At 66.6% G+C, this 14050-nt stretch carries 15 protein-coding genes; 12 read left to right on the forward strand and 3 right to left on the reverse strand.

The window, feature by feature from the left end:
• Window positions 1–6 precede the first annotated feature (6 nt).
• Window positions 7–1617, forward strand: a complete 1611-nt coding sequence (pgi, locus tag ABIR74_RS09820) for a glucose-6-phosphate isomerase (RefSeq protein ID WP_348177549.1) — start codon at window positions 7–9, stop codon at window positions 1615–1617.
• Window positions 1618–1707: 90 nt separating this feature from the next.
• On the opposite strand, the gene ABIR74_RS09825 is transcribed toward pgi, so the two are convergent.
• The 3 genes from ABIR74_RS09825 to pgl all read right to left on the reverse strand — a co-directional run bounded on the left by ABIR74_RS09825 (window position 1708) and on the right by pgl (window position 4137).
• Window positions 1708–1914 carry a cupin domain-containing protein gene (locus ABIR74_RS09825; RefSeq protein ID WP_348177551.1) on the reverse strand — a complete coding sequence of 69 codons (207 nt, stop codon included), beginning with the start codon at window positions 1912–1914 and terminating at the stop codon, window positions 1708–1710.
• Between the two features lie 123 nt (window positions 1915–2037).
• Window positions 2038–3426: an FAD-binding oxidoreductase gene (locus tag ABIR74_RS09830; RefSeq protein ID WP_348177553.1), complete on the reverse strand. Its 1389-nt coding sequence runs from the start codon at window positions 3424–3426 to the stop codon at window positions 2038–2040.
• On the reverse strand, window positions 3427–4137 hold the full coding sequence (pgl, locus tag ABIR74_RS09835; protein ID WP_348177555.1) for a 6-phosphogluconolactonase: 711 nt from the start codon (window positions 4135–4137) through the stop codon (window positions 3427–3429).
• A gap of 33 nt (window positions 4138–4170) precedes the next feature.
• Here pgl and ABIR74_RS09840 point away from each other — a divergent pair, with 33 nt between their 5' ends.
• From ABIR74_RS09840 to ABIR74_RS09890, 11 genes are all read left to right on the forward strand, one after another.
• Entirely contained in the window at window positions 4171–4566 is a 396-nt protein-coding gene (locus ABIR74_RS09840; RefSeq protein ID WP_348177557.1) for a nuclear transport factor 2 family protein, read from the forward strand.
• A 151-nt stretch (window positions 4567–4717) separates the two neighbouring features.
• Entirely contained in the window at window positions 4718–5899 is a 1182-nt protein-coding gene (locus ABIR74_RS09845; protein WP_348177559.1) for a branched-chain amino acid ABC transporter substrate-binding protein, read from the forward strand.
• A 91-nt stretch (window positions 5900–5990) separates the two neighbouring features.
• Window positions 5991–6914, forward strand: a complete 924-nt coding sequence (locus ABIR74_RS09850; RefSeq protein WP_348177561.1) for a branched-chain amino acid ABC transporter permease — start codon at window positions 5991–5993, stop codon at window positions 6912–6914.
• Between the two features lies 1 nt (window position 6915).
• Complete coding sequence (locus tag ABIR74_RS09855; RefSeq protein ID WP_348177563.1) at window positions 6916–8433, forward strand: branched-chain amino acid ABC transporter permease; 1518 nt, start codon at window positions 6916–6918, stop codon at window positions 8431–8433.
• The gene (locus ABIR74_RS09860) at window positions 8433–9224 is read left to right on the forward strand and encodes an ABC transporter ATP-binding protein (RefSeq protein ID WP_348177565.1); all 792 of its coding nucleotides are present in this window, start codon (window positions 8433–8435) and stop codon (window positions 9222–9224) included. The genes ABIR74_RS09855 and ABIR74_RS09860 overlap by 1 nt, the downstream gene beginning before the upstream one ends.
• Window positions 9221–9943 carry an ABC transporter ATP-binding protein gene (locus ABIR74_RS09865; protein WP_348177567.1) on the forward strand — a complete coding sequence of 241 codons (723 nt, stop codon included), beginning with the start codon at window positions 9221–9223 and terminating at the stop codon, window positions 9941–9943. Before ABIR74_RS09860 ends, ABIR74_RS09865 begins: the two co-directional genes overlap by 4 nt.
• Window positions 9943–10629: a cupin domain-containing protein gene (locus ABIR74_RS09870; RefSeq protein ID WP_348177569.1), complete on the forward strand. Its 687-nt coding sequence runs from the start codon at window positions 9943–9945 to the stop codon at window positions 10627–10629. The genes ABIR74_RS09865 and ABIR74_RS09870 overlap by 1 nt, the downstream gene beginning before the upstream one ends.
• Window positions 10626–11825 carry an aminotransferase class V-fold PLP-dependent enzyme gene (locus ABIR74_RS09875; RefSeq protein ID WP_348177571.1) on the forward strand — a complete coding sequence of 400 codons (1200 nt, stop codon included), beginning with the start codon at window positions 10626–10628 and terminating at the stop codon, window positions 11823–11825. Before ABIR74_RS09870 ends, ABIR74_RS09875 begins: the two co-directional genes overlap by 4 nt.
• 221 nt (window positions 11826–12046) lie before the next feature.
• Window positions 12047–12859 (forward strand): alpha/beta hydrolase, encoded by an 813-nt coding sequence (locus ABIR74_RS09880; RefSeq protein WP_348177573.1) that lies wholly within the window; start codon window positions 12047–12049, stop codon window positions 12857–12859.
• 2 nt (window positions 12860–12861) lie between these two features.
• Window positions 12862–13053 carry a hypothetical protein gene (locus ABIR74_RS09885; RefSeq protein ID WP_348177575.1) on the forward strand — a complete coding sequence of 64 codons (192 nt, stop codon included), beginning with the start codon at window positions 12862–12864 and terminating at the stop codon, window positions 13051–13053.
• Window positions 13054–13061: 8 nt separating this feature from the next.
• Window positions 13062–13946: a D-glycerate dehydrogenase gene (locus ABIR74_RS09890; protein WP_348177577.1), complete on the forward strand. Its 885-nt coding sequence runs from the start codon at window positions 13062–13064 to the stop codon at window positions 13944–13946.
• The last annotated feature ends 104 nt before the right edge of the window (window positions 13947–14050 follow it).

The raw sequence follows: 14050 nt of genomic DNA on the forward strand, positions 1-14050 counted from the left end.
GTCGAGATGACCACCACGGCTTGGTCGGCGCTCGAGCGGCACTTCGGCGCGATGGAGGGGCGGCATCTTCGCGACCTCTTCGCCGCTGACCCCGCCCGTGCGCAAAGGCTCACGGTCGAGGCGGCCGGGATCTTCCTCGACTACTCGAAAAATCGGGTCACGGACGAGACCCTCGCATTGCTGCTCGATCTCGCCGTCCAGGCGGGAGTCGCCGTGCGTCGCGACGCGATGTTCGCCGGTGAGCGGATCAACATCACCGAGGATCGCTCGGTTCTGCACGTCGCCCTACGGATGCCGCGCGGGAGCTCGCTCGTCGTCGACGGCGTCGATGTCGTGGAAGAAGTACACGCCGTGCTCGACCGGATGGCCGCTTTCGCGGACGCGGTGCGCTCGGGTGAGTGGAAGGGCTTCACGGGAGCACCGATCGTCAACGTCGTCAACATCGGGATCGGCGGCTCGGACCTCGGGCCCGTGATGGCGTACCGGGCACTCCGCCACTACAGCCGCCGCGACCTGACCTTCCGCTTCGTTTCCAACATCGACGGCACGGACTTCGTCGAGGCGACCCGCGGCCTCGATCCGGCCGAGACCTTGTTCGTCGTCTGCTCGAAGACGTTCACGACGCTCGAGACGATGACGAACGCGGCCACCGCACGCCGCTGGCTGCTCGACGGCCTCGGCGGTGATGAGAGCGCCGTCGCCCGCCACTTCGTCGCTGTCTCGACCAACCTCGGCGGCGTCTCCGAGTTCGGCATCGATCCGACGAACGCGTTCGGATTCTGGGACTGGGTGGGTGGGCGGTACTCGATGGACTCGGCAATCGGGCTCTCGACGATGCTCGCTATCGGGCCCGGGGGGTTCGAACGGCTGCTCGCCGGCTTCCACGCCATGGACGAGCACTTCCGCAACGCTCCGCTTGCCGAGAACATGCCCGTGCTGATGGGACTCCTCGGTGTCTGGTACTCCGATTTCTTCGGCTCGCAGACCGCCGCAGTGCTTCCGTACGACCACTACCTCGAGCGGTTCCCGGCCTATCTGCAGCAGCTGACAATGGAGTCGAACGGGAAGAGCACCCGACTCGACTCGTCGCCCGCCGGCGTCGACACCGGTCCGATCTACTGGGGCGAACCCGGCACGAACGGGCAGCACAGCTTCTACCAGCTCATTCACCAGGGCACGCGGCTCATCCCGTGCGACTTCATCTGCTTTTCGGAGAGCCTCAACCCGGTCGGCGATCACCACGACCTGCTCGTCGCGAACGTGTTCGCACAGGCTGAGGCGCTCGCGTTCGGCAAACCCGCTGAGGCGGTTGCGGCCGAGGGGAACCCCGGGTGGCTCGTTCCGCATCGGACGTTCGCCGGCAACCGGCCCTCGAACGTGCTCATGGCGGAGCGGCTCACGCCCGAGGTGCTCGGAGCCCTCGTCGCGTTGTACGAGCACAGCGTGTTCGTGCAGGGCGCGATCTGGTCGATCAACTCGTTCGATCAGTGGGGCGTCGAGCTCGGGAAAGTGCTTGCGCAGCGCATCGTGCCGGAGCTCGAAGCGACAGACGAGCCGGAGCTGACGCACGACGCGTCCACGAACGCGCTGATCCGGCGCTATCGGCGGACGCGCTGAGCGATTCGCCTGGATGGGCGACGCTTCGCCTCGCTGGCGCGAGGATCCGCATAGCCCCTACGCGCGCTGACGCGAGGCTCCGCATAGCCCCTACGAGCCAGGCGTCGGAGGGCCGGCCGGCCGCTGCCACTCGAACACCGCGATCAGGCACCTGCCGACGGTGCTCGAGTTGTGGTGCGTCCCGGCCTCGTAGCTGATGAAGCCGCCGGGGCCGAACACCGTCCCGTCGGAGTCGCCGAGATCACCTTCGAGAACGAGGAACTCCTCCATCCCGTCGTGGTCGTGCGCGATCGTCACGGCTCCGGGGCAGCCACGCCATCTCGGGCTGAACCGGTCCCTCCAGGTCGTACTCCCGAAACGGGGTCGATATGGAGATTGAAGCTGCGGCGTCCCGGTTGCGCGGTCATGGCTCCATCCTGGTCAGCGCCCGGGTAGCCAGCGCCGCACGAACCGGATCCTTTGTGCAGTGCGATTCGTGCGATCCTCGGCCGCGTCAGCGCTCGCGGCCACGGCCGCGATCGTTCGAGTCGCCACGAACCGCAGCGGCTCTGCCTCCCAGCGGCGGCTCCGGTGGCCAACCCATGGCAGGCCGGTCAGCTCGCTCTCGGTGCCGGTGACCAGATCGGCGAGTGTGCGCCCGGCAAGGCTCGAGGCGACGACCCCGTGGCCCGAGTAGCCGCCGGCGCGCGCGAGCCCGGAGGCCCGGTCGAAATCGACGCCCATGCTCCAGTCGCGCGGCGCGGCGAAGTAGCAGCCCCAGCGATGGCTGATCGCAGCGCCCGACGCCGCGGGAAAGAGTCGCCTCAACGCTTGCTCGAGGCGGGCATGGATCGCCGGCTGAAGCTCGTCTTGCTCACGGATCGCCCCGCCACGCCGGTAGGTCAACCCGCGCCCGCCGAGCGCGATCCTTCCGTCCGGCGTCCGCTGGGCGTAGACGAACTGATAGCTCTGGTCTGCGACAGGGGCGCAACCGCGCCAACCGATCTCGTCCCAGGCCTCCTGGGAAAGTGGCTCTGTCGCGAGCATGTGGGAGGCGATCGGGAGATAGCTACGGCTCTCGCCGGGCAGGCGCGTCGTAAACGCCTCCGTTGCTCGCACGACGATGTCCGCGCGCATCGATCCGCGGCCACACCTCACGGTCTCCGCTGCGATCGAGGTCACGGGTGACTGCTCGAAGATGACGACCCCGCGCCGTTCGCATGCCTCGGCGAGTCCCCGCGCCAGTCGCGCCGGGTCGACGCGGGCGCAGTGTGGGGTATACGTTCCACCGAGGACGCCGGCGACCCGCACCTCTGCGTCGATCTCGGCAGCAGTCACGAACCACGCGTCGTCCGCCGTGTAGCCGCGAGCTCGCTTCGCCTCGATTCCTGCCTTTGCCCGCGCGAGCTGAGGCACACTCGTTGCGACTCGATACGCGCCGCCTCTTGTCCAGCCACAGTCGATCGCCTCGCTCGCGACAACATCGCCGATCCAGCCGACGCCGTCGATCATCGCGCGCTCGGCCCGCACGATCCCGTCCTTCCCGTGAGACCGCTCGTAGACGCGCGCCTCGCCCGCGATGCCCGCCGAGACAAAGCCTCCGTTGCGGCCCGAGGCGCCATAACCGACCGTCTCCGCCTCGACGACGGCAATGCGAATTCCGGGGTCACGGATCGCCAGGGCATACGCGGTCCAGAGGCCCGTGTAGCCGCCGCCCACGACGGCCACGTCGACATCCACGTCCCCCGTGAGCTGCGGGCGAGGAGTGAACTCTGCAAGCGCACCGTCGAGCCAGAGGCTTCGCTGCCGGTACCGCGCGTGGTCGTCCATCTAGGGCCCCGTAGGGGCGGGACCTGTCCCGCCCTCGCGAAGCATCGAGGCCGCCGCCTCGTCGAGGATCACGGTGGTTCGCCCCTCTCTCGAGCGCACGAGGCTCGCCGGCGTGGCGTGGGACGGCTCCTCGCCGAAGGCACGACGAACGGCGGCGGCCTTCCCCTCGCCGACCGTGAGGAAGACGACGTGCCGTCCGGACTCGAGCGCGGGAATCGTGAGCGTGATCCGCTGCACGAAGGGTTCGAGTCCGGGTTCCGCGACGACGGCAAGTCGTTCCCGAACATCGAGCGAGGGGGCGTCGGGGAAGAGCGATGCGGTGTGGCCATCAGGGCCGAGGCCGAGCAGGACGAGATCGAGGATCTCGTCCGTGAGGGCCGCGTCGTAGAGGGCCGCTGCTGCGTCGGGAGGAAGCGTTGTCGGGATCGCGCGCACGGCGGGCGGGACGACGAGCCGCTCGAGCAACGCCTCGCGCACGAGCAGTTGGTTCGATCGCAGATCGCGTGGCGCGACGCAGCGGTCGTCGCCGAACCAGACCTCGGCGTCACCCCAGTCGGACTGGATCTCCGCCGCAAGCTCGTACGCGCGCCGGGGAGTAGAGCCACCCGCGAGGACGATCGAGCCGCCCGCAGCTGCAGCCTCGGCGAGCAGTGCGGCGGCAGCGGCGGCCGCTGATTCGGCGTCCGGGGTTACGAAGATGTCGGTAGCCATGCGCCTCCCATCTTCTCAACTACGCTGCGCGCTGTGAACGTGACCATCGTCCGCAGGTCGTACGACGCCTTTGCGAGGGGAGAGATGGGCGCTGTTCTTGCGGACATGGACGAGGGGATCGAGTGGGAGCAGGCGCAAGGACTTCCGCACGGCGGGACGTATCGTGGGCTCGCCGAGGTGAGGGCGAATGTCTTCGACCCGCTCGACCGCGACTGGTGGTCGGAGTTCTCCGCAGTCCCTGATGAGTTCCTCGATGCCGGCGACGAGATCGTCGTGCTCGGCCGCTACCGGGGTGTCGCGAAGGAGACGGGAAAGGTTCTCGATGTCCCGTTCGTTCACATCTGGGGACTACGTGACGGGACGGTGTGGCGCTTCCGGCAGTTCCTCGACACCGCAGGGTGGATCGAAGCGCTCGCACCCCGATCGTGAACGAACTGTCGCCAGGTTGACATGTCACACGCGTGAGTGCTTCACTCCTACGACGCGTTCGAGGGAGAGCGAGGATACGCGAGGCCGTGTGCAACAACTTTGCATGATCGACGTCCAACACCATGCACACCCATCAAGGAGGAGTAAGGGAATGAAACGACGTGGAATGTCGGTGATCGCTGTCCTGGCCGTTGTGGCCTCAGCGTTCGCCTCAACTGCGGGCGCCGGATCGACGACGGCCGCGAAGACCCAGGCAGTGAGCTGCAAGGGCACGCTCAAGATCGGCTTCACTGCACCGTTCACCGGTGGCGCAGGCTTCCTCGGCAACGAGCAGCTCAGCTGGGCGAAGTACGCCGTCAAGACGCTCGCGCCGAAGTACGGTCTGAAGATCAAGCTCATCACGGGTGATACTCCTGTCGAGCAGGGTCCGGCCATCGCACAGACGATTGCTCAGAAGTTCATCGCCGACAAGACAGTCGTCGCAGTTCTCGGACCGTCGACCTCCGGCAACGTGGCAGCCTCGAGCCAGGCGTTTTTCGATGCCGGCCTCGCGCATATCTCGCCGTCGGCGACGCGCACGTCGCTGACCAAGGGTTCGCCGAAGGCCGCCACTCCCGCGTTCTTCCGCGTCGTCCCGGGCGACTACATCCAGGGCCCCTCTGATGCCAACTTCATGATCAAGAAGGGTGCCAAGAACGTCGTCCTGTTCGACTTCCAGGAGCCGTACTCACAGGGTCTCTCGGATTCTACGCAGCTCGTCCTGAAGGCGAAGGGCGTCGCGACGACCCGCCTCTCGGTCGCCAATACGGTGACGGACTTCTCGTCATTCGTGACGAAGGTCCCGAGCGGCGCGGACTTCGTGTTCTTCCCCACGCAGAAGCCGGGCGACGCGCAGAACATTGCGCAGCAGCTGCTCGAACAGGGCAAGAAGGCGAAGGTTTTCGGCGGCGACGGCTCGAACGACAGCTCGCAGTTCAAGGTGCCGGGCTCGTTCGTGTCGAACTTCGCTCCGGACATCAGCGGGATCGCCTACAACAAGGCGGTCATCGCGGGCTGGAAGAAGGACAACCCCGGCAAGGCTCTTGGCTCGTTCGGCCCTCCTGCCTACCTCGCAACGCAGGTCGCACTCAATGCGATCAAGAAGGCGTGCGATCTCGGTAAGGGGCAGATCAAGAACCGTCGTGACGTCGTCCGTAACGTCAAGAAGATCATCGTGAAGGACTCGATCCTCGGTGGTAGGTTCCGCTTCTCGACGAAGTCGAACGATCCGCTGAACGCACAGTTCTACATTTTCGAGATCCAGAAGGACGGCACGTACAAGCTCGTTAGCTAGCCGACGTGTGAAAGAGGGGCGACCGGGCCGGTTCGGCCGGTCGCCCCTTTTTTTGTTGCTGACGCGGTTCCGCGCTAGACTCGCGATCCGCATGGACAATTTCATCCAGCTCACCCTCAACGGCCTCACCCTCGGCAGCGTGTATGCGCTGATCGCGCTCGGCTATTCGCTCGTCTACGGCATCCTCAAGCTCCTCAACTTCGCCCACGGTGACGTGTTCATGGTGGGCACGTTCATCGGCTTCGGCGCGATCCAGCTCCTCGGTGGAACCGTCAACCCGATCGTCCCGGTCTGGGCGCTCCTCATCCTGATCACGCTGGCCGCGATGGCCGGTTGTGCGGCGCTCGGTGTCGTCGTCGAGCGGTTCGCCTACCGACCGCTTCGTGACGCGCCTCGCATCGCACCTCTGATCAGCGCTCTCGGTGTCTCGTTCTTCATCGCTTACTCGATGCAGCTGATGTTCGGTGCTGCACCGAGGAATTACGACACGTTCTCGCTCAACGGTGGAGCGCTGTACACGGATGGGTTCGACATCGGCAACGTTCGGGTCCCAATGATCCGGATCATCACGATCGTCTCCGCCTTCGTGATGATGATTCTTCTCTGGATGCTCGTCACTCGGACACGGGTCGGCAAGGCGATGCGCGCGACGTCCCACGACCGCGAGGCCGCCGCAATGATGGGGATCGACATCGACAGGGTGATCGTCTTTGCCTTCGTTCTCGGCTCGGCGCTCGCAGGCGCGGCCGGGGTGCTGTTCGCCCTGCGCATCCCGACCTACGCGACGATTGGGTTTCTCATCGGTCTAAAAGGCTTCACGGCTGCCGTGATTGGCGGCATCGGGTCGATCCCGGGCGCGATGGCAGGTGGTCTCGTGCTCGGGTTCGCCGAGTCGTACGCGCAGGGATACATCTCGACGCGCTGGTCCGACCTGCTCGTCTTCGTTCTCCTGATCCTCTTCCTCGTCTTCCGCCCGCAGGGCATCCTCGGCAAAGCGGATATCCGGAAGGTGTGACATGAGCGGTGGCTACGACGACGAGCTGAGCCGACCTGTCGAGGGCGCGCTCGAAGCGTCGACGTCGGAGGGGCCGACGAGCCCGGCCGTCGGGCGCGACGAGTGGGTCGCACGACACGGGGACAACCGCACCGGCCGCACGGGCCGCATCGGCACGCTCGAGGCGCGCCTGCGCGTCGTCCCGTGGTGGGCCTGGCTGACGACGTTCGTCGCGCTCTTCTGCCTCGTGCCCGTCGCATCCGACAGCGGCTACGTCCGGCGCGTGGCATTCGACATCGCGATCTACATGCTGCTCGCGCTCGGGCTCAACGTCGTCGTCGGCTGGGGCGGTCTCCTCGACCTCGGCTACGTGGCGTTCTTCGGGATCGGCGCCTACGCCTATGCGTTGCTCAGCTCGGAGCAATACGGGGTGCATCTGCCGACGATCGTCGCGATTCCCCTCGTAGTCTTGATCGGAGCGACCGTCGGCTTCCTCGTCGGTCTGCCGTCGCGTCGCCTCACGGGGGACTACCTCGCGATCGTGACGCTGTTCTTCCTCCAGCTCTTCCTCACCGTGACGACGAACGGCGACGACCTCTTCGGTCGCAACGTCACCGGCGGGGCGAACGGGATCCTCAACGTCGACCCGCTGAGCATCTTCGATCGCGAGCTGGCTGTCTCGCGCGAAGGGGGCCTGTTCAACCCGGCCTACATGTACGTCGTGCTGGCTCTGTTCGTGGTCGTCTACGTGGCCCTGCGCTTCGTCAACCTCTCTCGCACGGGTCGCGCCTGGCGGTCGCTCCGGGAGGACTCCCTGGCGGCCGAGGTGATGGGCATGCCCGTCAACTCGCTGAAGTTGATGAGCTTTGCCTTCGGTGCGGCGATCGCGGCACTGAGCGGCACGTTTGTGACGGCGTTGAGCGCGAGCGTCTTCCCGCTCTCGTTCTCGTTCCCGCTCCTGATCATCATCTACACGATGGTCATCCTCGGCGGCGCGGGCAGCCAGCCGGGCGTCGTCCTCGGGGCAGTGTTGATCGGGATTCTGCTCGAGCTGCTCCGCGACCCGGGCGACTCGCGGGTGCTCTTCTACTCCGCCATCATCGTGGGAGTCGTTGCGATCTTCCGGTTCTCCGTCAAGCTCGCGGTCGTCGTCGTCGGGACGTTCGTCTTCGGGTTCGTCGTTCACTCGATCGCGGGAGCGGTCGACAACGCGTGGGTCAACGGCAGCGGCGGCGAGGGCGGAGGCGTCGCGGATTTCGCCGCGAACTGGGTGATCGTCCCCGTCGACGTCGCCGCCTGGATCACACCGGTCTCGTACATCTCGCTCGTGGCTCTTGCTCTGGTGCTGACACTCGTGCACGGCTGGGTTCGGATCGGGCTGCTCATTCCGGTGCTCTATCTTGCCGCTTTCGTGTGGGAGAATGTGATGCTCTCCAAGCCCGAGCCGACGAGGTACATCATTCTCGGCGTCATCCTGATCGCTCTGATGATCTTCCGTCCAACCGGGCTCCTCGGTGAGAAACGGGTGGAGATCATCTGATGGACGACAGGCTCCTCGACCTCCAGAACGTCTCGATGGCCTTCGGCGGCCTCAAGGTCGTCGACGATCTCGACCTGCACGTGAGCCGCGGCGAGATCGTCAGCGTCATCGGGCCGAACGGCGCCGGCAAGACGACGCTCTTCAATCTCATCACCGGCGTCTACCAGCCGACCGGCGGCGACATCGTGTTCGACGGGAAGAGCATCATCGGCCTCGAGCCGCACCAGATCACCGGTCGTGGAATCGCACGTACGTTCCAGACACTGCGCCTGTTCCTGAACATGTCGGTCCGCGAGAACGTGATGGCCGCGGCCTACGGTCACACGAAGGCCGGTGTCTTCCGCTCGATGCTCCGCACGCCGGGAATGCGTCGCGAAGAGCAGGAGATCCGCGAGCTCGCGGAGAAGCGCCTGGCCTTCTTTGGCGACCGCCTCATGGGATACCGCTGGGATCAGCCCGCCTACAGCCTCTCGTACGCCAACCGCCGCAGGCTCGAGATCGCTCGGGCGACCGCAACCAACCCGACCCTCCTTTTGCTCGACGAGCCCGCCGCCGGCATGAATCCGAAGGAGACGCAGGAGATCACGGAGCTGATCGAGTTGCTTCGCACGGACGGTGGCTACTCGATCCTCGTGATCGAGCACGACATGCACGTCGTCGAGGGCATCTCGGATCGCGTCGTTGCGCTCGACCATGGCCTCAAGATCGCCGAGGGCACGTTCGAGGAGGTAGCGACCTCGCCGCAGGTCGTCGAGGCGTATCTCGGTACCGGCGGGATGGCGCGGAAATGAGCGCCAACGGAACGCCGATTCTGGAGCTCGAGGGGATCAACACGTACTACGGACAGATCCACATCCTCCAGGACGAGAACATCGTCGTCCACGAGGGCGAGCTCGTCTGCCTGCTCGGCGGCAACGCCTCGGGCAAGTCGACGACGCTGAAGACGATCCTCGGGCTCGTCCGCCCGCGCACGGGCACCGTCAAGCTCGCCGGCAAGGACGTAACGAACATGCCGACCGCGCACCGGATCCAGCGCGGGCTTGCGATCGTGCCCGAAAATCGGCGCCTCTTCGGGCCGATGACCGTCCTCGAGAACCTCGAGATGGGCGCGTACCTTCGCCCCAAGGCCGACTTGAAGGCGGAGTTCGAGCGCGTCTACGAGTTGTTCCCACTCCTCTACGATCGTCGAGGTCAGCTGGCAGGGACGATGTCCGGCGGCGAGCAGCAGATGGTTGCGATGGGCCGCGCGCTGATGTCCAAGCCGAAGCTCCTGCTCATGGACGAGCCCTCGATGGGCCTCGCCCCGGTTCTCGTCGAGCGGAGTTTCGAGATCATCAAGCAGGTGAACGACACCGGTGTCGGGATGCTGATCGTGGAGCAGAACGCGAACGTCTCGCTCTCGATTGCGGATCGCGGCTACGTCCTCTCGACCGGACGCGTTGTGCTCGAGGGCAACGCCGCGGATCTCCTGCAGAACGAAGAGCTTCGCAAGGCCTACCTCGGTCGCTGATGGGTGTCGTGCATGCCGACGGGAACGTTGCTCCGCAGAGAGGATCGGAGCTCGCGCTCGAGACGCTGCACCTGAGCGCGGGCTCTTCCCGCGCGGTGGGTGACGCCGGGCATGACGTACTGCTGTTCGTCTTCGGGGGGAGCGCGACGCTTACGGGCGAACCGCTCGCCGTCGGCTCGGCGGCGCTCCTGCTGGAGGGCGAGGAGGCCACGGTCGAGGCCGGACGGGACGGGATCTCCCTCGTACGCGTCACGCTCGGCACGAGCACGGATCTCCATGCACCGATGGGTCCTCCCGAGCGCGTCGTCGAGATCGCACACGTCGAGCCGGGGGAGGCGACGGGCAGCCGCTCGTTCCAGATGCTCTTCGGCCCGCACAACGGCTGCACGCGCGCGACGATGTTCGTGGGCTACGTCCCGCCCGGCAAGGCACCGTGGCACTACCATCTCTATGACGAGATCGTCTGGATCTGGCGTGGCCCCGGCCGCTACTACCTCGCCGACAGCGTCGAGGAGCTCGACAATGGCTCGGCCTTCCGGATCACGCCGCGGGAGGTGCACATCGTCGAGAACACGAGTACCGATCGTGAGCTGGCAATTCTCGGCATCTTCACGCCCGCAGGCAGTCCGTCGGCGGCCTACCTGACGCCCGACGTCGCTGCGAGCTACGTGGTGGGGCCGTCGTGAGCTTCGCGCCACTGAGTCCGGACGACACGCCGAAGCCGGAGTCCACCACCGGGCGTGTCGGCGATGCGATCCGCGCCGAGTTCCCGATCTTCGAGCGCAGGACCTACCTCAACTCCTGCTCCCAGGGTGCGCTCTCGCATCGCGTGCGTGCCGCCTACGAGGAGTACCTCGCCGGCTGGGACGAGAACGGGGCCGAGTGGGAGTACTGGGTCGAGCGGGCCGAGGCTGCACGAGCCGGTTTCGCTGCGCTGCTTCACGGTCGGCCCGACGAAGTCGCGGTAACGACATCGGTCTCGCAGGGCGTGAGCGGCATCGTCTCGGCGCTTCCCTTCGAGCGTGGCGGGCGGAACAGGATCGTGATCAGCGACTATGAGTTCCCGACGGTCGGTCAGATCGCCCACGCGCAGGAGCTGCGCGGCGCGGAGGTCGTGCACGTGAGGCCCGAGGCCGACGGCTCGATTCCGGCGGAGAAGTTCGCTGCCGCGATCGACGAGCGAACGGCCCTCGTCTGTTGCACGACGATCTCCTACAGGACGGGCCACCGGCATGACATTGCCGGGATCGCGGAGGCAGCCCACGCGAACGGGGCGCTCGTGCTTGCCGACAGCTACCAGGCGGTCGGAGCGATCGAGCTCGATGTTCGTACGCTAGGCGCCGACTTCGTCACCGGTGGAACAGTGAAGTACTTGCTCGCGAGCGCCGGTCTCGGCTTCCTCTGGATCCGCGGTGAGGTACTCGCGGGGTTGACGCCCACCCAGACCGGCTGGTTCGCCGACGAGGACATCTTCGAGATGGACATCTCCGACTACTCGCCCCACTCAACCGCGCGCCGGTTCGACGCGGGGACTCCGCCCGTGCCGAACATCTATGCCGGCGTGGCGGGACTCGGTCTCATCGAGGAGACGGGCGTCCCCGCAATCGAAGCGCACGTGGCGGGACTGAACACGCGACTGATCTCGGGTCTCCTCGATCTCGGGGCCGATGTCGTGACGCCTGTCGATCCGGCCCGCCGTGGCCCACTGGTCTGCGTGCGTTCGACCGATGCGCCGGCCCTCGTCAACTCGCTTGCAGAGGAGGATTTCGTCTGTTCGTTGCGGGACGGGAATCTCCGGGTTGCCGCCCACTTCTACAACACTGTCGACGACATCGACGCGCTGCTCGACGCGCTCGCGCGCCGCCGCCCCCTGCTCGCCTGAGGATCGCGTATGGGACGGCAGGCCACGAACCCTGGCCCGCGAGAGCGAGCTGTCACCGGACATTGTGTTGAACTAACACAAGGGATTCCGCGCAGCGTGTGGGCGAGCAGGGAGGAGGCTTGCGGGTCTGCGGGGGCCGATCGTTTGCATTCGTGGTCGATCGACACAAGAAGGGTCAGGCGCCTGGAAGCAAGCAACTGTGTCGGCCCGGGGCTGAGGTCGTGTTGAATCAACACGACGGTCTGGAATCGCGGACGAGGTTCCCGCCCGCGCGCCAGATCGCCTACGGCGATCACCCTGACCAGGTCGGGAACCTTCACCTGCCGGTCGGAGAGGGAACCTGGCCAACGGTTGTCTTGATCCACGGCGGCTTCTGGAAGTGGGGGTGGGATCGGACGCTGATGACGCTCCTCGCCCATGACCTTGCCCGTCGCGGGTACGCGGTCTGGAACATTGAGTATCGCCGCGTCGGTCAGGAGGGCGGCGGCTGGCCGGGAACGCTCGAGGACGCAGCCGCGGCGATCGATTACATCGCCGGGATCGACGTGGTAGACCCGAACAGGATCGTCACGGTCGGCCACTCGGCCGGAGGGCAACTGGCCGTCTGGCTCGCAGCACGCCATCGACTCCCCGTGGGGGCTCCCGGCAGCGGGCCGCGGGTGCGTCCGCATGCGGCCGTCTCGCTGGCTGGTGTTCTCGATCTCGTTCGCGGTGCCGTAGCGGAGCTCGGAAGCGGCGCCTGCGCCGGATTGCTCGGCGGCGGGCCGGATGATGTTCCCGAGCGATACGCGACAGCCTCGCCTTCCGCGCTCCTCCCGCTCGGCATCCCCGTGCTCCTCGTCCACGGCGGACGCGACGACATCGTGCCTTCGTCACAGAGCCACGAGTACGCGGCCGCTGCGTGTGCCGCAGGAGACACCGTCGAGCTCGTCGACCTTCCCTGCGCGGATCACTTCGATGTCGTCGAGGCAGACGATCCGGCGTGGCTCGCAGTCGTCGAGCGCCTGCCGGCGCTCGTCGGCAATGGCGCATAGCCGTGCCGGACGTTCGGATCGCAGTGATGGGAGCGGGCCTGATCGGCCGGGAGCACGCCGCGCTCGCCGGTGTTATCCGCCAGGGTGAGGCGATCCTCGGCGACGACGTGGCTGAACTCGACTCGACCGCCCGGCTGCAGACGCGGGCGACCTCGGTGATCCTGTGCCTTTGTCTGTCGCCGATTCGGAGATGATGTAGCGCATGACATCCCCGCGCGTCCACATCAGCGACAGGGTGCCGGCCGAAGTCGAGGAGGCGATCGCGGCCTCGTTCGAGATCGTCCCGTCGGTGAGAGACGCCGGCGGGGTCGTGACGATGCTCACGGTGACCGTCGACGACGCCTACCTCGAGGACGCGGGCCCGCAGTTGAAGATCGTCGCGAACTACGCCGTCGGCGTGAACAACATCGACCTCGAGGCGGCCCGGCGACGAGGCGTGATCGTCTCCAATACTCCCGATGTGCTGACGCGGGCCACGGCTGAGATCGCGCTGACGCTCATGCTCTCGCTTTTGCGTCGGGTGACCGAGGGCGATCGCTTCGTGCGCCGGCAGGAGCCGTGGCAGTTCTCGCTCGAGTTCATGCTCGGCGAGCGCCTCGAGGGCAAGACGGTGCTCATCATCGGGAGCGGTCGGATCGGGCGGGAGACGGCCCGTCTCGTCGAAGCGTTCGGCGCCGTGCCCGTTCTCGCGGGGCGGGACGCCGACCTCGACGCCCTGCTCGGTGAGGCAGACATCGTCTCGCTGCACGTCCCGCTCACCGCGGGGACGAGCCATCTCATCGACGGGCGCCGCCTCGCGCTGATGAAGCCGTCGGCGGTTCTCATCAACACGGCGCGCGGCCCGGTCGTCGACGAGGCGGCGCTCGCCACTGCCCTTCGCTCGGGAGCATTGGCCGGTGCCGGTCTGGACGTCTACGAGCACGAGCCTCATGTGAACATGAGGCTCCTCGGCCTCGAGAACGTCGTCCTCGCACCCCACCTCGGGAGCGCTACGCGTGACACCAGGATCGCGATGGGAATGCTCTGCGTCGACGCGTTGAAGGCGGTTCTGCTCGAAGGCCGGACGCCGACCAACGTCGTCGTCTAGCCTGCACGCGTGCCCAACTACGGGAGCCAGGCGATGTGGGGCGACCTCGAGCGCGTGCTCGTTCGACCGCCCCTGCCCGCTGACACGGATCACATCGCGCGGTA

It is taken from the genome of Gaiella sp. (assembly GCF_039915195.1).
Taxonomy (GTDB): Bacteria; Actinomycetota; Thermoleophilia; order Gaiellales; family Gaiellaceae; genus Gaiella.